The organism is Quyinboa ferrireducens, from assembly GCF_042436675.1.
Lineage (GTDB): Bacteria > Bacteroidota > Bacteroidia > Bacteroidales > UBA5342 > JBHJHP01.
In genome coordinates, this window is record NZ_JBHMVA010000002.1 from 47,497 (window position 1) to 66,049 (window position 18,553).

17 protein-coding genes are annotated in these 18,553 nt (G+C 39.0%); 10 read left to right on the plus strand and 7 right to left on the minus strand.

The features are described from left to right. Window positions 1-76: 76 nt before the first annotated feature. Complete coding sequence (locus ACE01N_RS03665) at window positions 77-1,336, minus strand: DUF2341 domain-containing protein (RefSeq protein WP_380584943.1); 1,260 nt, start codon at window positions 1,334-1,336, stop codon at window positions 77-79. 391 nt (window positions 1,337-1,727) lie between these two features. Between ACE01N_RS03665 and ACE01N_RS03670 the strand changes: the two genes are divergently transcribed. From ACE01N_RS03670 to abc-f, 4 genes are all read left to right on the plus strand, one after another. Next, window positions 1,728-2,600 (plus strand): electron transfer flavoprotein subunit beta/FixA family protein, encoded by an 873-nt coding sequence (locus ACE01N_RS03670; RefSeq protein ID WP_375719476.1) that lies wholly within the window; start codon window positions 1,728-1,730, stop codon window positions 2,598-2,600. A 24-nt stretch (window positions 2,601-2,624) separates the two neighbouring features. Continuing rightward, window positions 2,625-3,644 carry an electron transfer flavoprotein subunit alpha/FixB family protein gene (locus ACE01N_RS03675; RefSeq protein WP_375719475.1) on the plus strand — a complete coding sequence of 340 codons (1,020 nt, stop codon included), beginning with the start codon at window positions 2,625-2,627 and terminating at the stop codon, window positions 3,642-3,644. Between the two features lie 24 nt (window positions 3,645-3,668). Further along, window positions 3,669-5,375, plus strand: coding sequence for an acyl-CoA dehydrogenase family protein (locus ACE01N_RS03680; RefSeq protein ID WP_380584946.1), 1,707 nt, complete (start codon window positions 3,669-3,671; stop codon window positions 5,373-5,375). Between the two features lie 158 nt (window positions 5,376-5,533). After that, the gene (gene abc-f / locus ACE01N_RS03685) at window positions 5,534-7,402 is read left to right on the plus strand and encodes a ribosomal protection-like ABC-F family protein (protein ID WP_380584948.1); all 1,869 of its coding nucleotides are present in this window, start codon (window positions 5,534-5,536) and stop codon (window positions 7,400-7,402) included. Here abc-f and ACE01N_RS03690 read toward each other — a convergent pair. From ACE01N_RS03690 to ACE01N_RS03705, 4 genes are all read right to left on the minus strand, one after another. Next, a complete protein-coding gene (locus tag ACE01N_RS03690; protein ID WP_380584950.1) occupies window positions 7,396-8,133 on the minus strand; it encodes an acyl-[acyl-carrier-protein] thioesterase in 738 nt (245 codons plus the stop codon). The two genes, abc-f and ACE01N_RS03690, sit on opposite strands and share 7 nt — an antisense overlap. Window positions 8,134-8,190: 57 nt before the next feature. Continuing rightward, window positions 8,191-8,532 (minus strand): potassium channel family protein, encoded by a 342-nt coding sequence (locus ACE01N_RS03695; protein WP_375726413.1) that lies wholly within the window; start codon window positions 8,530-8,532, stop codon window positions 8,191-8,193. Between the two features lie 252 nt (window positions 8,533-8,784). Further along, a complete protein-coding gene (gene porQ / locus ACE01N_RS03700) occupies window positions 8,785-9,795 on the minus strand; it encodes a type IX secretion system protein PorQ (protein ID WP_380584952.1) in 1,011 nt (336 codons plus the stop codon). Window positions 9,796-9,911: 116 nt separating this feature from the next. Next, window positions 9,912-10,079, minus strand: coding sequence for a DUF362 domain-containing protein (locus ACE01N_RS03705; RefSeq protein WP_380584954.1), 168 nt, complete (start codon window positions 10,077-10,079; stop codon window positions 9,912-9,914). 254 nt (window positions 10,080-10,333) lie between these two features. Between ACE01N_RS03705 and ACE01N_RS03710 the strand changes: the two genes are divergently transcribed. Next, window positions 10,334-11,428, plus strand: a complete 1,095-nt coding sequence (locus tag ACE01N_RS03710) for a periplasmic heavy metal sensor (protein WP_380584956.1) — start codon at window positions 10,334-10,336, stop codon at window positions 11,426-11,428. 165 nt (window positions 11,429-11,593) lie between these two features. Here the strand turns inward: ACE01N_RS03710 and ACE01N_RS03715 are convergent, their stop codons facing one another. Next, window positions 11,594-12,046 carry a NanQ anomerase/TabA/YiaL family protein gene (locus ACE01N_RS03715; protein ID WP_380584958.1) on the minus strand — a complete coding sequence of 151 codons (453 nt, stop codon included), beginning with the start codon at window positions 12,044-12,046 and terminating at the stop codon, window positions 11,594-11,596. Between the two features lie 410 nt (window positions 12,047-12,456). Here ACE01N_RS03715 and ACE01N_RS03720 point away from each other — a divergent pair, with 410 nt between their 5' ends. From ACE01N_RS03720 to ACE01N_RS03740, 5 genes are all read left to right on the plus strand, one after another. Then, window positions 12,457-13,557 carry a T9SS type A sorting domain-containing protein gene (locus ACE01N_RS03720; RefSeq protein WP_380584960.1) on the plus strand — a complete coding sequence of 367 codons (1,101 nt, stop codon included), beginning with the start codon at window positions 12,457-12,459 and terminating at the stop codon, window positions 13,555-13,557. Continuing rightward, window positions 13,554-14,123: a hypothetical protein gene (locus ACE01N_RS03725; RefSeq protein WP_380584962.1), complete on the plus strand. Its 570-nt coding sequence runs from the start codon at window positions 13,554-13,556 to the stop codon at window positions 14,121-14,123. Before ACE01N_RS03720 ends, ACE01N_RS03725 begins: the two co-directional genes overlap by 4 nt. Window positions 14,124-14,558: 435 nt before the next feature. Further along, window positions 14,559-15,059 carry a GNAT family N-acetyltransferase gene (locus tag ACE01N_RS03730; RefSeq protein WP_380584964.1) on the plus strand — a complete coding sequence of 167 codons (501 nt, stop codon included), beginning with the start codon at window positions 14,559-14,561 and terminating at the stop codon, window positions 15,057-15,059. Window positions 15,060-15,070: 11 nt separating this feature from the next. Beyond that, window positions 15,071-15,439, plus strand: coding sequence for a hypothetical protein (locus tag ACE01N_RS03735; RefSeq protein ID WP_380584966.1), 369 nt, complete (start codon window positions 15,071-15,073; stop codon window positions 15,437-15,439). A gap of 88 nt (window positions 15,440-15,527) precedes the next feature. Next, a complete protein-coding gene (locus ACE01N_RS03740; RefSeq protein WP_380584968.1) occupies window positions 15,528-16,577 on the plus strand; it encodes a serine hydrolase domain-containing protein in 1,050 nt (349 codons plus the stop codon). A gap of 240 nt (window positions 16,578-16,817) precedes the next feature. On the opposite strand, the gene ACE01N_RS03745 is transcribed toward ACE01N_RS03740, so the two are convergent. Then, complete coding sequence (locus tag ACE01N_RS03745) at window positions 16,818-18,272, minus strand: T9SS type A sorting domain-containing protein (protein WP_380584970.1); 1,455 nt, start codon at window positions 18,270-18,272, stop codon at window positions 16,818-16,820. Window positions 18,273-18,553: the final 281 nt, after the last annotated feature.

Below are 18,553 nucleotides of genomic sequence, written 5' to 3' on the forward strand. Positions count from 1 at the left end.
TGCCGGTTTTCCGGTAGCAGCTCTTTTGCTTTTAATTAATCCGGTGAAATAACAGTAACCGGATCAGTATATGATGTTATTTTTCAATGCTGAATTTTGAATAGTTTACCTGCCGATCCGGGTAGTCTGCTTTTAGTATATATTGTCCTGAATTCAGGTGCTGAACATGGAGAACAGGTCTGAAATCTGAACTGTAAACCAGCTTTCCTGAAATATCAAATATTGTAATTCTGGTCGGTCTTTCAATACCTTCAGTGAAGTTCAGTATTCCCTTTCCGGGATTCGGATAAATTAGTGGTTTATTCTCTTCTGAAATATTTTTTGTGGATGTTGCCAGATATTCTTCATCGTTCCATGCAATTAGCGGATAACCGCCTGGTGACGTTCTGATGCCCACAAAATCCATATCAATATCTACACCAAAGGATGAAAAGAACGGGCGCATCACATACATGTCTAAAAAGCTGACCTGAAATGTATCTCTGTTTTCATCACCGGTATTAAAATTCTTAAAGTGGGTAACCTGCGCTTTGTTTTGCTCGTTTACATAAGCCGAAATACTGACAATATTAGGTATATCCCTCGGTGTTTTAACAAAAGGGTAGGTCTTGCCATCCGAAGTGCCACCATTTATGGTATCCTTCAGGGTAGCTACAATATCAAGGGTATCATATGATCTGGCTCCGGATTTATATCTGAATCCAAACCGGTTCAGGCCTGCTGTATCAGCTATTCCAAAAAACTTGGAGTTGCTGGCAGAGGCTGTGAAATCGAATGTGAGTTTTCCTTCAAAATAGGCTTTTGTGGTAACGTATAAAAACATGTTGCCGTTGCCGTAAGCGCCATTGTAGGTCATCTTACCGTCAGCCTCAGTCCATTTGGTATACTGCCCGACAGTAGTCCATCTGTCCGTGCCGAGTTCTCCATCTTCAAAATCATCAAAAAAAAGATCAAAGACTGAGGGCCCGTCAATTTTGCTGGTTGTTTCGCTGCTTTTACCATAATACACAGTCAGGGTTAAACCCTCTTCCGTTATGTCAGGAACCCTAACATACAACACGTTATTTTCATAATCAGGTATACCCTGTACAAAAAAGGGCAGTTCGTTACATGACGCATCGGTGACCCGGATATCGGTTCCATCAGCCATAAGCTTGCCGGCATCATACAATTCTTTGGTTTGCCACGGTATAGCTACGGTGTGAGCCGAAATTGTTGTTACGTCCGTTTCTGTTGTCAGGCTGACAGTACGCTTAAATTTGTAATCCGTAAAGCAATCCTGAGCAGACAGAGCCATAGGCATAGCCAGAAGGAAATAAAGTAATGGTGTTTTCATGTGCAAAACGCTTTTCAGGTTAATAATTCAATGGAGGAGAGTTATGAATGCAAGCCCTGAAAAGGTAAATCATAACAAATTTAGATTAAATAAAAATAATAATCAAATTTCATACTGTTTCGCATAGCGTATAATTTTATTAACTGAAGAACCAAAAGTAACCGGATCACTTTATATCAGCTGCCTATCTTTAAACAGAATTAATATAAACTACGCTTGCAAAACCCCAAAGAATGAATGGACTCGTAGTGTAAGAGATAGATATTCAGATAATTATATAGGTAGTATGCTTTTTATGCTAAAGAACATATTCGGTGGATTCCCGGGATGGCTTGCTTAACATGGGTTGGCGACTATTTTTGTGTGTTGTTTTTTAAAAAACTGATACATTATGGGTTTAAAAATTCTCGTATTGGCAAAACAGGTTCCCGATACCAGAAATGTTGGGAAAGATGCCATGAAAGCAGATGGTACCGTAAACAGGGCCGCTCTGCCAGCCATCTTCAATCCTGAAGATTTGAATGCACTCGAACAGGCGCTAAGATTAAAAGATAAGTATGCCGGAGCCACAGTTTCCATCCTGACGATGGGACCGGGCCGTGCTTCTGAAATCATCCGTGAAGGTTTATACCGTGGTGCGGACAATGGTTTTCTGTTGACAGACCGTGCCTTTGCCGGTTCAGATACATTGGCCACCTCTTATGCACTGGCAAGAACCATAGAGAAAATCGGGCCGTTTGATCTGATTGTTGCGGGACGTCAGGCTATTGATGGTGATACTGCACAGGTAGGTCCGCAGGTGGCTGAAAAGCTTGGCATTCCACAGGTAACCTATTCAGAGGAAATTTTATCTGCCGAAAAGGGCAAGGTTGTTGTTAAACGCCGTTTAGAGCGTGGTGTTGAAACAGTTGAAGGTCCGTTACCAATAGTGGTTACAGTGAATAGTTCAGCTGCTGCATGTCGCCCTAGGAACGCACGTTTGCTGATGAAGTATAAGCATGCCAAAACAGTTACTGAGCGGGTAGACGAGAATGAAGATTATATGGTGATGTATAGCGAAAGACCGTACCTGAATATTCAGGAAGTGACAGCTGCGGATATCAAAGCCGAATCGGAACAACTTGGTTTATCCGGATCACCAACAAAGGTGAAAGCAATTGAGAACATTGTATTTCAGGCTAAAGAATCTAAGATCCTTACTTCGAACGATGAAGATATCGAAGATCTGATGAAGGAACTGATTCTGAATCATACTATAGGTTAAACCTCATCAGAAAAACACAGGATTATGAATAACGTTTTTGTATATCTGGAAATTGAAGATGGTCATGTGGCTGATGTCAGCCTTGAACTACTGACCAAGGGACGTACGCTCGCCAATGAGCTGAACTGTAAACTCGAAGCTGTAGCATTGGGGTCAAAGCTGGAAAATATAGGTAAATATGTATTTAAATATGGTGTGGATGTACTTCACGTGGGCGACGATCCTCGTTTAAGTCCGTACACCACTTTACCGCATTCTAAAATATTGATTGAACTGTTTAAGGAAGAAAAGCCACAGATTGGCCTTATGGGAGCATCGAGTGTGGGACGCGACCTTGGACCGCGTGTTTCTTCGGCCTTGCACAGTGGTTTAACAGCAGATTGTACCTCTCTTGAAATTGGTCCTCATGTGGATAAAAAGGCAGGTAAAACGTATGAAAATCTGTTGTATCAGATCCGTCCGGCCTTTGGTGGAAACATCGTGGCAACTATTATCAATCCTGACTGTCGTCCGCAAATGGCTACAGTTCGCGAAGGGGTGATGAAAAAAGAAATCGTTTCTGACATTTATAAAGGAAAGACCCAGAAGATTGATGTGGATAAAATGCTTTCAGAGGAAGATCTGGTGGTGAAAATCATTGAGCGCCACATGGAGAAATCCAAAGTGAACATCAAGAATTCATCCATTATCGTATCCGGTGGTTATGGGGTCGGTTCAAAGGAGAATTTCGATCTGTTGTTTGAACTGGCTTCTGTACTTGGTGCCGAGGTCGGTGCATCCAGAGCGGCTGTTGATGCCGGTTTCTGCGAAAAGGATCGTCAGATCGGACAGACCGGTGTTACCGTAAGGCCCAAGCTGTATATTGCCTGCGGTATTTCGGGTCAGATTCAGCATGTTGCCGGAATGGAGGAAAGTGCCATGATTATTTCAATTAATAATGATCCGAATGCACCGATCAATCGCATTGCCGATTATGCCATTCACGGGAACCTGGAGAACATCATCCCGAAAATGATCAAATACTACAAACAAAACACCAAGTAAGGTTTAATCTTAAATTTTGAAACAATGGCTAATTATTATACAGATAACCCCGATTTAAGGTTTCATCTCGACCATCCACTGATGAAAAAAATTGTGGCGTTAAAAGAGAGAAATTTTACTGAAAAAGATAAGTTCGATTATGCCCCGATAGATTTCGAGGATGCCATGAACAGCTACGATGAGGTGCTGAAAATTGTAGGAGAGATCAGTGCGGATATCATTGCAGAGAATGCAGAATCGGTTGATGCCGAAGGTCCCAAACTCGTTGATCATGGTGTGCAGTATGCCAAAGGAACTGCAGAAAATATTGACGCCCTGGTTAAGGCTGGTCTGATGGGGATAACATTGCCCCGTCAGTATAACGGACTGAATTTCCCGATTGTACCTTACATTATGGCAGCAGACATCGTATCGCGTGCTGATGCCGGTTTTGTGAATATCTGGGGATTGCAGGACTGTGCCGAAACCATAAATGAGTTTGCGTCTGAGGAACAGAAGGAAAGATATCTGCCGCGTGTTTGTGCAGGAGAAACCATGGCTATGGACCTGACAGAGCCGGATGCCGGTTCTGACCTTCAGGCTGTGATGCTGAAAGCGACTTACAATGAGAAGAAAGACGAGTGGATTCTGAATGGCGTAAAACGCTTCATTACAAATGGTGACGGCGATATTTCACTGGTGCTTGCCCGTTCCGAGGAAGGAACAACAGACGGTCGTGGATTGTCCATGTTTATTTATGATAAAAATGATGGTGGTGTTTCTGTGCGCCGCATCGAAAATAAAATGGGGATCAAAGGGTCGCCAACCTGTGAATTGGTCTTCAAAAATGCCAAAGCAGAACTGGTTGGATCACGCCGCCTGGGTTTGATTAAATATGTGATGGCCCTGATGAACGGTGCCCGTCTGGGTATTGCTGCCCAGTCGGTAGGTGTATCAGAAGCCGCATATCAGGAAGCACTGGCTTATGCTAAAGAACGTCAGCAGTTTGATAAGGCGATCCTGGATTTCCCGGCAGTTTACGAAATGCTGTCCATCATGAAAGCCAAACTGGATGCCTCCAGAACTCTGTTGTATGAAACATCGCGCTTTGTGGATATTTACAAAACGTATATGCACATTGCCGAAGAGCGTTCACTTGAAAAGGATGAGCGTGCGGAAATGAAGAAATATCAGAAGCTGGCCGATATGTTTACACCACTGGCAAAAGGATTATCCAGTGAATTCTGTAACCAGAATGCGTATGATGCTGTGCAGATTCATGGTGGATCCGGTTTTATGAAGGATTATCCGGTGGAGCGAATTTACCGTGATGCCCGTATCACTTCTATTTATGAAGGAACGACACAGCTGCAGGTGGTTGCTGCCATCCGTGGTGTAACAACGCATGGTCTGCTGGCACAGATGCGGGAATACGAAATGCAGGATCTGGTACCTGAGTTGCATCCGATGCGCCGTACACTGATCGGAATGACGGAGGAATACGAAAAGACAGTTAATAAGGTACAGGCTTTAAAAGATAATGAATACCTCGATTTCCAGGCACGTCGTCTGGTTGAAATGGCTGGTAACATTATTATGAGCTATTTACTTGTTCTGGATACCAACCGCGACGACCGTTTCAGAAGGTCTGCCCAGGTATTCCTGCAGTTTGCGAAATCTGAAAACCACAAACATGCTGATTTCATTGAAAACTTCAGCATTGATCAGATGAGCAATTATAAGTTTGCTTAATTGAGAAAAATTTTCAAGTCTATAGCCCGGCTAATTTTAGCCGGGTTTTTTGTTTTCCTAGGTACTGAATTAAATTAAATGAAATAATAAATGTTAGGGACACCCGAATCGGATGTCCCTAACATTTATTTTGTTTCTTTGCACCATAAAATTTTAAGATGGGAGCACTGTTAGAAGTTAAGGATTTAAGTAAGTACTGGGGCGAGATATTAATGTTTGATGCCATTAATTTTACTCTAGCAGATGATAGCCGAATGGCGCTGATAGCGCGTAATGGTACCGGCAAAACATCATTACTGAACATCCTTACCGGTCTTGATATTGCGGATAGTGGTACTGTAAATGTATTACCGGATGTGACCATCGGTTACCTGAAGCAGGATATAGAATTTGATCCGGAACTGACTGTAGTGGATACGTTGTTTGATGTCAGCAATAAAACAGCAACAATTGTCAGGGACTACGAAGAGGCTGTTGAAAGCAATGATCCTGACCGTATTCATAAAGCCATTGATGCCATGGATGTGGCCAAAGCCTGGGACTATGAAGTCAGGATAAAACAGGTGTTGACCAAACTGAAAATACCACGTTTTGAGCAGAAAGTGGGACAGCTTTCCGGAGGCCAGAAAAAACGACTGGCACTGGCTGTAATTCTGATCAGTGAACCTGATCTGATGATCCTGGATGAACCGACCAACCATCTGGACCTGGATATGATTGAGTGGCTGGAGGAATACCTTCAACGGATGTCTGCAGCACTGTTTATGGTGACACACGACCGCTATTTTCTGGACCGTGTCTGCAACCAGATCATTGAACTGGAGGATCAGACCATTTATACCTACCAGGGCAATTACAGTTATTTTCTTAAGAAAAGAGAAGAGCGCATTGAGGTGATGAAAGCCGAAGTGGAGAAAGCCCAGAACCTGTTGCGTACAGAGCAGGACTGGATGAACCGGATGCCAAAAGCCCGTAGCCATAAAGCCAAATACAGGATAGATAATTACTATAACCTGAAGGATAAAGCTTCGCAGCGGTTCAACGAGGATCAGGTGGATATCCGGGTGAAATCATCACGTATGGGTAAGAAGATCATCGAACTGAAGCATATCGGTAAATCATTCGGTAATCTTACGATTCTGGAAGATTTCTCATATATATTTTCACGGTTCGAAAAGCTCGGAATCGTTGGAGAGAACGGAACCGGGAAATCGACTTTCCTGAATATTCTAACGGGAGCATTGAAAGCGGATTCCGGTACTATTGATACCGGTGAAACCATTAATATAGGTTATTTCAGACAGGATGGTATGGATTTCAGTGCTGGTAAAAAGGTGATTGAGGTGATTACAGATATATCAGAGCACATTGAACTGGGTGACGGGCATAAGGTCACTCCGGCGCAATATCTGAACCATTTTTTGTTTCCAAATTCCATGCACCATGTATTGGTTGAAAAGCTGAGTGGTGGTGAAAAACGACGGTTGTATTTGATGACGGTACTGATGAAGAATCCGAATTTTCTGATTCTGGATGAACCGACTAACGATCTCGATATCATGACGCTGGGCATCCTGGAGAGTTATCTGCAGGAGTTTCAGGGTTCACTGATTGTGGTGTCGCACGACCGCTTTTTTATGGACAGCGTGGTGGATCATCTGTTTGTTTTTGAAGGAAATGCCGTTGTCAGGGATTTTCCCGGTAATTATACGGAATTTCGTCAGAAAATAAAGGAAGAACAGCGACAGGAACAACTGGATGAACAGAAGAAAAAACAGCCGGACAAAAAGCCTGAACCCAAAAAAGCAACCAACAAACTAACCTGGAAGGAGCGTAAGGAAATGGAGGCGCTTGAACAAAAAATTGGTCAGCTCGAAACTGAAAAAACAGAGATCGAATCGGCCCTGAGTTCAGGAAATTTAAGCAATGACGAGTTGATGGATAAATCGAACCGGATTCAAATCATCATGGATGAACTGGATGAGACAGAAATGCGGTGGCTTGAACTGAGTGAGAAGGATCAGTAAACAATTTCGCCCCTGAAACTTACAGTTCCTGTATCCGTATTCAGTAATTCGAATCCATGGTAGTTATCTGAGATAAAGCGTTTCATCTCAAGCCTGGATCCAAACATTACTTCTCTTAGAAAATTTACGGTTATTTCTTTTGGCTGGTTTTTGAGGATAAAGTCTTCCGAATAGGTGTCGAACATAAATTCCAGATAGCGAAGAGTGGTTAAATGATGATTCATATCTACATCGGAGTATCTGACAGTGTATGGTGTAACCGATTCCGGTTCACCGGAAAAGGATAAAGCAGGAAGTGTTTCCTCCACTGCATGTTTGTCTTTTAGTTTATATAATAACTCCTCATCTTTCAGGTGAACTTTCGGTCTTTTGGATTTTGCATCAATGATCATCCAGGTACTTGTGATGGATGCAACAGCTTTATTATTTCCATCTTTTATTTCGGCATCTCTTATGTATTGTATTCTGTCCATGCCTTTTGGCCAGGTTTCCAGGACTAATTCACCAGGCCAGGTTGGCACAGAGTGTATAATGAATTTTAAACGTGTTAATACCCACGCTAATCCTAAAGGTGTCAGATGACTGAATCCCAGGTTTAAAGCCTCGGCATGATTCCAGGCAGCTTCAATATAATAATTAATAAGAGAACTTACTTTTAACGTGCAACGAAAATCGACATCTTTGGGATTGATGGTAAACTGTTTTTTAAGAATTTGTAGTGCGGAATCCATGCGTTTATTTTTTCAGGGTAAAACTAACAAATACAGGGTATATGATCCGGACAAACCTTATTTTTTTAAGTTATTTTTCGATCTTTTCTCAGCAACTTCCTTCATTTTATTGGTCCTGTGTTGGTAAAATGAATTGATAAACCCAAAGATAATGCCGATACCGGTTAATACATAAACCATGGTAAAGATCTTACCAAAGGCCGTTTGTGGTACAAAGTCTCCGTAGCCGACCGTGGTTAGTGTCATCACAGAAAAGTAAAGTGAATCCAACCATTTCCAGTGTTCCACAAAGTGATAGATAAAAGTCCCGTTCAGCAAAACAGTGAACGTGGCAATGGTGAGGTTCCTGTACGGTTTTATTTTCAGGAAGTCAATGATATGTCGGATCAGAAAAAACATGGTTTTAGCTTTTTATTGCGAAGGTATTGAAAAAAGGATTGTTCCGGCAATTACATATGGGTGTCAGTTAATTTCTCGCAGATACACGCAGAATACTTTCGCAGATTAACGCTGACGTTCAATTTTAAAAAGTATTTTCAATTGAAATTGTTTTTGGAGTGTTGACCGGATCAGGCTTTGAAGAACGATAGTAAGTCAGCGTATTCAGTAATTGTAAGTGGCCGGATTACGATAATATGCCCCGTTAACGTTTTAGAAACTACTCAGATTCGTGGCAATGGAAATATGGTTGCTGGTTCCTGCCAGGTGATAACGGGCCGAACCATAGCTGATCCGAAACTTACTGATTTTTACTCCAAATCCCCAGGAAAAACCAACGGTTGACATGGCATTTTCAATACCAAGTTCATAACGGCGTTGAAAGTTATAACCTGCTGCCACATAAAGGTTTTTGGAGGGGACAAATTCAACTCCAAACACAACATGCCGTAGTATCTTTGCGCCGACTGTAGGTCCGTTATCTGTTTCAGTTAACAAAGGATTTGCATATTTATCCAGCCCTGAAGCATAAGTCAGATCCGGCATCTGGATATGATTAGCAGTCAATGAAAAACGGAGTGGTGCATGATTCAGCTTCTGTGTAAACCCCATCTGTATTTCAAAGGGCATAGGCTCAAAATTATCTTCAGTATATGTTTTTACCTGTGTTCCGAAATTCTTTAATACCAGACCAGCTGAAAAATTGTTATTCAGATAGCTAATACCGGCATCAAACAGGATGCCGTAGGATGAATACTGTTCAAAAGCAGAGAACACCTGTTTAAAAGCCAGACCGCCATTCCATTTTGCGTTAATGGGATAACTCCATATGAGGCTGAGTGCCGTTTCCTGTGCTACAAAATTGCCTGTAAAATTGCCCAGCTCATCATAACCATCAAAATTTCCCTGGTTGATGTACTGAACCCCTAAAGCAAATGTTCCAAAAGCGTTATAATCTCTGGAATAGGTGGCGTAGCCAAAATTTATATCCGCAATGTAATTGACATAGTTGACGGCCAGATTGTTATGCATTGTATCGCGTAAAAGTGCCGGATTTCCCAAAGCCATCGAAGGATCCACGTCCTGAAGTGAAACGTTGGTTCCACCAAGTGCTCCGGTATGCGCCGACCCCGGGAGGTTTAAAAATTCATATGTGTTTTCACCTTTCTGAGCCCAACCAGACAGACAATAAATAATAAATAAAACAATCAGTGTAGACCTCATGGGCTGTATTTTAATCTTGAAACGCAATCGTTACCTATTTATTTTTTTCTTTGTGAACAAATATAAAAAAAGCCGCTTCAATTCCTCGAAGCGGCTAATAAATTTTTTTGATTGCACTATGCCGGTTTAATAGCTTCAGTCGGACAAACATCAGCACATGTACCACAATCGGTACAGGTATCTGCATCTATAGTATAAATATCACCTTCTGAAATAGCTTCAACCGGACATTCATCAACACAACTTCCACAAGCAATGCAATCTTCATTAATTACGTAAGCCATAATTTATCTAATTTTTAAGTTATAATCGGAGCGACAAATTTAGACTTAAAAATTTAATATTCCAGCTGAAAATGTTAAAAAAATATTTTTTAGAATCATTATATATAGAATTTTAAATGTATTATAATTACGGCGTTACAGAGGGATTTTGCTTGTCTTTTAAATGTTAAATTTATTTGTTTGGTGAATTTAGAGGGAATAGTTCCTTCAATTGGAATGTCAAAAATCCGAAAACGTTTAAAAAGAATATCAGAATGAAAACAAAACAAATTATTCCATTAGCACTTGGATTATTACTTACTGGAACATTCATGGTGCAGGCGCAAAATTTTAATATGCGTGGACCAAACGGTTGTATTCAGAACGGACCAATGGCAGGACAGGGCAGAGGTCAAAACTTTGGTGCGGCTAACTTTGCAAATTGTCCGACGTTAAGCGATGAACAAAAAGCAAAGTTGGAATCTCTGCAGAAGGATCACAGGACTGAAGCACAGAAGCTGCGATTGGACCTGGAAGCTAAAAAGGCTAAACAGAAGACGATGGTTGAAGCAGCAAATCCTGACACCAAGGCTATTGACAAAAACATTGATGAGATTGCCAAACTTCAGGCTCAGCTTGCCAAATCCAATGCATCATTCAGGGTTGAGGTTAAAAAGATTCTTCCCGGGGATTGTTCAACAGCAAGAGGTCAACGTAATGGTCAGGGATTCGGACCTGGTAAAATGAACAGTCAGCAGGGAAGAATGGGCAACGGCAACGGTCAGGGACGTGGCAACGGACAGTTTGCCGGTCGTGCTAATGGACAGCATCCCGGACCTGGCAACGGTCAGGGGTTAGGTCGCGATAACGGCCAGGGATTTAACCGCGGTATGGCAATGAGAGGTAGTTGTACCGGTGACGGATTTCAGGGAAACGGTATGGGCATGCGCAATGGTATGGCTCAGGGACAGAATATCAGAGGAGGCATGAAAGGTGGAAACCGTGGTTTCGCCGGACGTGGAAACGGAGTTCGTCAGGGAAGTGGAATAAGTCCGCGGGTAATATTATCAGAAGAAACCAAAGACCTTCTGCAGAAAAGCATGCTTGCAGTTTCGGCACAAACACGTGATCTGAGAAATCAGATCAACGAGTTACAAGTGAAACAAAGAACTTTGCTTTCTGAGGATCAGGTTAACATGAAAGATGTGAACAAAAACATTGATGAGATTGCGAAACTGAAAGCTCAGGTCATGAAAACACGTGTAAATGCGCGGGTGGAGGTATTGAAACAACTGTCACCTGAGGAAAAAGAAAAAGTTCTGCTTTCAAAACCTTTAATGCAAGGTCAGGGACGTGGATTCAGAATCTAGTTTTATACTATATATGGTGAAAAGGGACTTCCTGTCGGGAGCCCCTTTCCATGTTTTCATTCTGTTCGAATAATATACTAAACTCAGATAATTTCTGAGACACATGAATAAACACGTAGAAAAAGGTTGCTGAGAGGCAACCTTTTTTATATTAGTGGAAAGGGATTAATCCACTCTGATTTTTACCACAACTTTCATTACATTCTCCGGTTCATCAATGGTAACACCAGGTGTATGAATATCGTCCGGAAAAAAGATGGCGAAACTGCCTTCATTTATCATGATGAGTGATACCGGACAATCGTAGAAGCTCACATCTTTTTCAGGATTGTATTCCACAGATGGTTTTTGACCTTTATACGGTGCATAACCTATTTTTTCATTGCCTTTTACCACATACTGAATGTCGATATAATTCCGGTGGTTCTCTGTTTTTGCTTCTTCAACAGGTTTAGTGCTGTAATGACTCACAGCTGCAAAAATGATATCCCCATCAATGGTATATTTACCATCATGGAGCAGACTGAAATCTGTTTTCTGAATATACTCAAGTCCTTTTTTTATGCGTTCTCCCAGTGCGTAATACAAGGGGGCATTGGATAGTTTATCTGTGACCATAATTAAATTTTTTTCAAAGTTACAAATTTCGTAAAAGGTTTTTGTGACTTATTGCCTTAACAGAACAATGTTTTCGCGAATAATTATTAAGCGTTTTTAGTCACCCGGTGACTGCGTTATGACGCGGTAGTTGGCCGTAACGTCTACGCTATAGCAGATTCTCAATGCTTTGGCAAAAACCGGTAGGACTCCGATAGAAGTCCAATATTTGTAGCTTGTATCGTGCTACAAACCTGTGACCCCAGCCGGGGTCAAACCATTTTATATATCCTGTAAATCATAATGTGTTACACACATATCGTATTATTGTTGTATTAATCCTTTGAAATATATACCTTTAGGGGTGTAATGAAATGACCTCATTCCTGTTTGGAATATATGTTGAATAAAGAACCGCAAAACAAAACATTATGAAAAAGCATTTACTTATAATTCTGGCACTATTCAGCTTTGTTATAAGCAGAGCAAATCCGCTTCCTACACCTCCTCCGTCCATCTGGTTATCAGAACTTGGATTTGAGTCCAACGGAAATTGGACACTTGAACTTGTTTATAATCATGTGGTACCTGAAGATCCGCGTAATACAATTGATAGTATATTTATTAGCTCTTCAACAACCAAGGCCAAATTACTGAATTATACATTTAAAGATTATAATGGAATATTATTGGTCAGTAAGGATAGTTTAATGTCTGAATTAACTATCGAACGAGAGGGTGACAGCATACAAATTGAATATTATTATCATGATTATGCCGGACAAATGGAAGTTGTTACAGAACCAATTGTTTATGGTAGCTATAATAACGCCACATTGCGGGCACCAAAGGCCGGAGAATCCATTGCATGTTACCCGGTGTTTAGCAAATTAGAACCATATTATTGGGAGCCTAGTTATGAAAATTATTATAGTATTGATCTTTCTCCAAACTTTGGCGCTGAAAACGATTCCACTGGCATGTGTGCAACGTTAAAGGGTAATATATTTGATGAGAACAACGAAATTTTGCTAAATTTCAATCGGAGAATTTTTGCAAAAGGAATTACAGATTTATATCCCAAAACTGATGGTTCTTATTCAGTTCGGGTATTCTCAGCAAAAAATCAAATATCTCAGTTATTTTATGTCTATGCTGGAAGCAGGTATATAGTGGATATAATCCCGATTAATCTTGACTTAAAACCCGATTCTGTCGGTACTGCAGATATTCATATTCAAAAAATTACGTCTGTACAGGAGGTTAAAACAGAACAGGTACAATTGCTCCGGATCGCACCAAATCCGGTTAGGGGTTCTGTTTTCAACTATGAGGTATTCTTACCCATAAAATCATCAGAAAGCTATCTAGAGCTGGTAAGTCTAAAAGGGCAACGAATCGCTCAGTTTTCTTTATCAGAAAGTAAAGGTCTGATCACAGTTCCTTCTGAAGTTGAAAACGGGATGTATATTCTCAGACTTTACATTAATAAGAAGAATTACGGGACGTCTAAAATATTGATTTCAAGATGATAAGGGTCTTTTTTTGCTTTTTTGTTTTGTTTATTGCAGTTTCACCTTATGTTCAGGCTCAGAACAATGTTTTCTTCTTTGAAGAACATATCGATTTTGAAATAAATGCAGCCTGTTTTTCTGTTAATGGCATCTATTCATTTAATAATTCCGGTTCACAGGATAAGCTTCAGCCTATTACCTTTCCTTTTGCTTCTGATATGGATAAAAATGATTCTGTCAGGATAATCAATCTGAATACGGGAGATTTGATGCCGTTTGCCAGACAGACAAAAGCAGTCAGTTTTATGTTGAATATTCCTGCCGGAGATACCGTTGATGTTAATATTTTTTACCGTCAAAAAACTTCAGATATCAATACCTATATCCTTACGTCAACACAGGCCTGGGGTGAACCTTTAAAAAAAGCCGTTTATACCTTATCTACAGATGCGGACATAGGCATTAAGTCATTTTCATACCTGCCGGATTCTTCACGGATATCCAATAAGAAACAGTTTTATTTCTGGGAGATGCAGGATTTTATGCCAAAGAAGGATTTTGAAATATGGCTGAATAGTTTGTAACAAGTCACCGGGTGAATAGTTACAAAATGTGTTTACTCACCCGGTGACTACGTTTTGACACTTCGTTCGCTGTAGCGTCTAGGCTATAGCAGATTTTCAATGCTTCGGCAAAATCCGGAGGGACTCCGATAGGAGTCCAATGTTTGTAGCTTGTAACGCGCTACAAATATGTGACCCCATCCGGGGTCACACCATATTATGTACCCTGCAAATCATAATGTTTTACACAGATATCGTATTATTGTTGTATTAATCCCCTGAAATATATACCTTTAGTGTTGATGGGAAACGACCCCATTCCTGTTTGGAATACTGAAGATTAAAACTAAACATTTTCCATATCAATTATTATTGAAAGATGTTTTAATAAATGAGGATCGAATTATTAAAGCCATGAAGAAGTGAGCCATATGCAATTTTAATCAGTTTAAACTTATGCTATTATTACCTGCTATACAAATTGAAAAGGCAAAACCCTCAGATTATAGCGTTTTGACAGAAATTGCATTTTTGGCGAAAAGACACTGGAATTACCCGGAATCGTATTACAGGATATGGCAGGATGAGTTGACAGTAAGCAAAGATTATATCAATCAAAGCATAGTATATAAGGCACTGGCAGGAGAGTTCGTCGTTGGCTTTTATTCCCTCTCTGAAAATAAATCTGATTTTTATTCCGGTGATGTTTTTGTTTCAAAAGGGCATTGGTTGGAGCATTTGTTTATATTACCGGAATATCACAATATGGGAATAGGAACTTTATTAATGCAACATGCCATAACCATTTCCAAAAAATTAGGGATTTCGGAGTTATTGATTTTTGTTGATCCCTATGCCAGCAGATTTTATGATAAAGCGGGCGCAGAGTTTTTATATAATTCAAAGTCGTCTATTTCCGGCAGGATGATTCCTGTTTATAGATTGAAAATCAATTGATTAAGATAGATATGAAACACAATTCTAGACTAGTTAAGCAGGTTAAAATTATATTTTTGATTGGCTGTATAGCCATAATATTTTTAGCTTTTGATCAAAATAATGAAACACGTTTAAATATTTCTAAAGAGAATCTTTTTGGAGCGTTTGGAGGAGATGAAGAAACAGAAAATGCTTATTTTGGCATATTTGAAGATTCAATATATTATCCGGATCCTGATATATGGAATAAATATGAGTTAAGTGGAGACACGATTATTATAACAACTAATGAAAATTATGTTGATAAACTTTTAATTTTAAAATTAACTGCTGATTCTCTTGTTGTTATGGATTTGAGAATAAGTTTAGAACTTCACTTAAACCGACGTAAACATTAAATAAACGGGTGCATATTTTTAATGCTGATATTATAATTAAATGAGGTTTAGTTTTAAAACACTAATTTTTTTAATTGGATTTTTGGTAATGTTATCTAACTGCGAGAGCAAGCCAGCCGGAAACCTTACCTATTCATCACCCGAATCAAAAGGTTTTTCATCAGAGAGACTGGATACGCTAAAACAGTTTTTGGATCAAAGTGGTGCATCATCCATGTTGATCCTGGTAGATGGTGATGTGATTTTTGACTGGGGCAGTACCTCAAAAAAACATCTGATCCATTCGGTGCGTAAAGCTTTACTGAATTCGCTTGTTGGCATCGCTGTGGATCAGGGAAAACTGGATACATCCATGACCTTAAGAGAACTGGGGATACAGGATGTGCATCCTGAGCTATCAGATAAGGAATTAAGTGCCAGGGTGGCTGATCTGTTAAAATCAAGATCGGGTGTGTATCATCCGGCAGCCGCCATGTCACAGGGAATGATCAACAGTCTGCCTGAACGGCATTCGTTTAAACCCGGAGAGCATTACTATTACAATAACTGGGACTACAATACTCTTGGAAGTATTCTGGAACAACAAACTGGTAAAAGTCTCTATACTTTATTCTATGAAGAGATAGCCAAACCATTGAGTATGGTTGATTATAAAGGGGAATATGTAGATATTGACGGTGAATCTGAAACCGGTGTGGAAATGCCTCAGACCGATGGTTTCTATCAGTATGAAAAGAGTAAATCAACGTATCCGGCTTATCATTTCTGGATGTCAGCCCGTGACCTGGCACTTTATGGTCAGCTTTATCTGAATAAAGGCCGGTGGAATAATCAGCAAATCATACCGGAATCGTGGATTGAAAGCTGTACAAAACCAACCACCGTATACAACAAAGAATACAAGCTTGGATATGGTATGCTGTGGAAACTACGGTTAGCCGAAAATGAAAAGGATGTGGTTGCCTTTTATCATACCGGAGTTGGGATCCACATGCTGGCCGTTTATCCGGAATTAAAACTGGTACTGGTTCACCGGGTCTATACAGAAGAGGATTATGCGTATAATGCAAATGATATTTACAAGATGCTCAGGCTGGTTTTCATGGCCAGACTGACTAATGAAAAAGACGATGAATAAGAAAAATATGGTACTGTATTAACTTTTAAGCCGTTTTTTTTAATCCATTAGCGCGTGTATTGGCATTGTACTGGTGCTTACTTCTCTTTTATACCGCGAGATTTGTTGTTTGTGTTGAATTATTTATAAGTAGGTGGTACGATATTTTTACATCTATTATAGGCCGTAAACTTTTAATAATGCTGTGAGGCAAAATCTTTACTTTTGTGTCTGTATATTGTTTGTTTCTAACTTTAACAGTTATCTCAAAAGCAATTTTCCTTTTTGTCTGAACTTATTTGATTCTACAATGTAGAAATATATACCATTATCTAATTCCTCCAGATTAAGTTTTTCTTTATCAAGAATGATCATATGAATAAGTTTATGCCCGGTAGCGCTATAAAGTTCGAATAGTGCCGAATTAATTTCATTAGGAAGATCGATCTGGATTTCCTTCATTGCAGGATTTGGGAAAATATTTAATGATTCATCATCCTGTTTATTCTCCTCCGGATCAGTATCAACCTTTGCTGTGTCAGTGTTTTGATAAAAATGGTCGGAATAAAAATATAGAGTACGTGAATCACATACTATTTCATTAACTATAGCATCAAATTCATAAAGTTTTATTTCATTAATTTTTGAATGATAGTCATCCTTATAATATTGCAAATAGAACGGTAAATTAATATCATTAATTGAAATGGAGTTGTCGAAAGTATTATCTTGTTTTTGGTATTCCCTCCATGTGTTATTAACATCATTCCAGTTGTAGTATTTTTCCTGAATCATATTTCCTGAACCATCAAAATTTCGGTCAATTTTTATGTCGTTTGTGTAAGTATCTTTGTTACTGTTATATGTGGACATTATTGTTTGAATATTTTTGTTTTCTGAATTATAGAATTCATCTTTTTTTCTGGTTATGACCCATCCCTGTGTACTACGCCAGGAATAAACAATTTCACTGATTTGATTATTATTTTGGTCGAATTCAAAATATCTTTTATAATTATTTATCCAATCAGAAGAGTCTTTATTCCATTTGAAACTATAAGACTTAAGGATATTGTTATTATCATCTAAAACATAATTTTCATGAGCGTAAAATGTCCAGGTTTCTGTCGATAAATTCCAAGAGGAATAATAAATATCTGTTATATTGCCGTTTTTATCATATGTAAGCTCATTCTTGGTTAAGAGCTCGACCTTATTTGATTGATAATTTAGCTGATTGTATCTACGTTCAATTATATAATTATTAGCATCATATTTGTATTCATATTTAGCTTGTAGTATCCAATAATACTTAATGTTACTCCATTGTAATGATCTATACTCTGTTTGATTTCCATTTAAGTCGTATGAGAACTCAAGATGTGAGTAATTTACCCATGTGTCTCGAGAGGTGTCCCAATTGTAATTCAGAACATCAAGAAGTTGCCCGTCTTCCCTGTATTCTCTAACAGTTTTATAATAGTTTTGCCAATTTGAATCAATAGGATTCCATGTATAAATCAAGCATTCAATTTCTTCTCCCTTTTTATTATACATGTAGATAGTTTTCATGGAACTATCCATCTGAGATGTAAAATCATTTATCTCCAGAGTAATAGTACTATCAAGATTTTCAATGCTGTAATTATTATAAATACCAGCATACATTTTAATCGTAAAAATACTGATTATAACAGGTATAAAAATTTTAAACATATTCAGGTCAATTTATACAATAGTCATTAAAGCATAAAAATAGACAATAAAGTTAATTAAGCATTTATATAGTAAAGATTTAACATAATAATTCGTGGTTATTGATCAGTAATTTGTGAGTAAGTAAGATCGTTATATGATGTTTTAATATATTGAAAATGGTGTGTTTAAGCATTTTACCTTGTAATTGAATGTTTTGCATAGATAACGTAGGTAATTAATCAATATGAAAATAATATTTTAGTGGTAAGATGCTGATATACAAAAAATATAATAATTAT

Excerpts from the sequence above, each read along its gene's own strand:
- ACE01N_RS03745 (WP_380584970.1), bottom strand. The coding sequence starts at position 18,272 with ATGTTTAAAATTTTTATACCTGTTATAATCAGTATTTTTACGATTAAA.
- ACE01N_RS03675 (WP_375719475.1), top strand. The coding sequence starts at position 2,625 with ATGAATAACGTTTTTGTATATCTGGAAATTGAAGATGGTCATGTGGCT.
- ACE01N_RS03725 (WP_380584962.1), top strand. The coding sequence starts at position 13,554 with ATGATAAGGGTCTTTTTTTGCTTTTTTGTTTTGTTTATTGCAGTTTCA.
- ACE01N_RS03735 (WP_380584966.1), top strand. The coding sequence starts at position 15,071 with ATGAAACACAATTCTAGACTAGTTAAGCAGGTTAAAATTATATTTTTG.
- ACE01N_RS03740 (WP_380584968.1), top strand. The coding sequence starts at position 15,528 with ATGTTATCTAACTGCGAGAGCAAGCCAGCCGGAAACCTTACCTATTCA.
- ACE01N_RS03710 (WP_380584956.1), top strand. The coding sequence starts at position 10,334 with ATGAAAACAAAACAAATTATTCCATTAGCACTTGGATTATTACTTACT.
- ACE01N_RS03715 (WP_380584958.1), bottom strand. The coding sequence starts at position 12,046 with ATGGTCACAGATAAACTATCCAATGCCCCCTTGTATTACGCACTGGGA.
- abc-f (WP_380584948.1), top strand. The coding sequence starts at position 5,534 with ATGGGAGCACTGTTAGAAGTTAAGGATTTAAGTAAGTACTGGGGCGAG.
- porQ (WP_380584952.1), bottom strand. The coding sequence starts at position 9,795 with ATGAGGTCTACACTGATTGTTTTATTTATTATTTATTGTCTGTCTGGT.
- ACE01N_RS03690 (WP_380584950.1), bottom strand. The coding sequence starts at position 8,133 with ATGGATTCCGCACTACAAATTCTTAAAAAACAGTTTACCATCAATCCC.
- ACE01N_RS03670 (WP_375719476.1), top strand. The coding sequence starts at position 1,728 with ATGGGTTTAAAAATTCTCGTATTGGCAAAACAGGTTCCCGATACCAGA.
- ACE01N_RS03720 (WP_380584960.1), top strand. The coding sequence starts at position 12,457 with ATGAAAAAGCATTTACTTATAATTCTGGCACTATTCAGCTTTGTTATA.
- ACE01N_RS03705 (WP_380584954.1), bottom strand. The coding sequence starts at position 10,079 with ATGGCTTACGTAATTAATGAAGATTGCATTGCTTGTGGAAGTTGTGTT.
- ACE01N_RS03665 (WP_380584943.1), bottom strand. The coding sequence starts at position 1,336 with ATGAAAACACCATTACTTTATTTCCTTCTGGCTATGCCTATGGCTCTG.
- ACE01N_RS03730 (WP_380584964.1), top strand. The coding sequence starts at position 14,559 with ATGCTATTATTACCTGCTATACAAATTGAAAAGGCAAAACCCTCAGAT.
- ACE01N_RS03680 (WP_380584946.1), top strand. The coding sequence starts at position 3,669 with ATGGCTAATTATTATACAGATAACCCCGATTTAAGGTTTCATCTCGAC.
- ACE01N_RS03695 (WP_375726413.1), bottom strand. The coding sequence starts at position 8,532 with ATGTTTTTTCTGATCCGACATATCATTGACTTCCTGAAAATAAAACCG.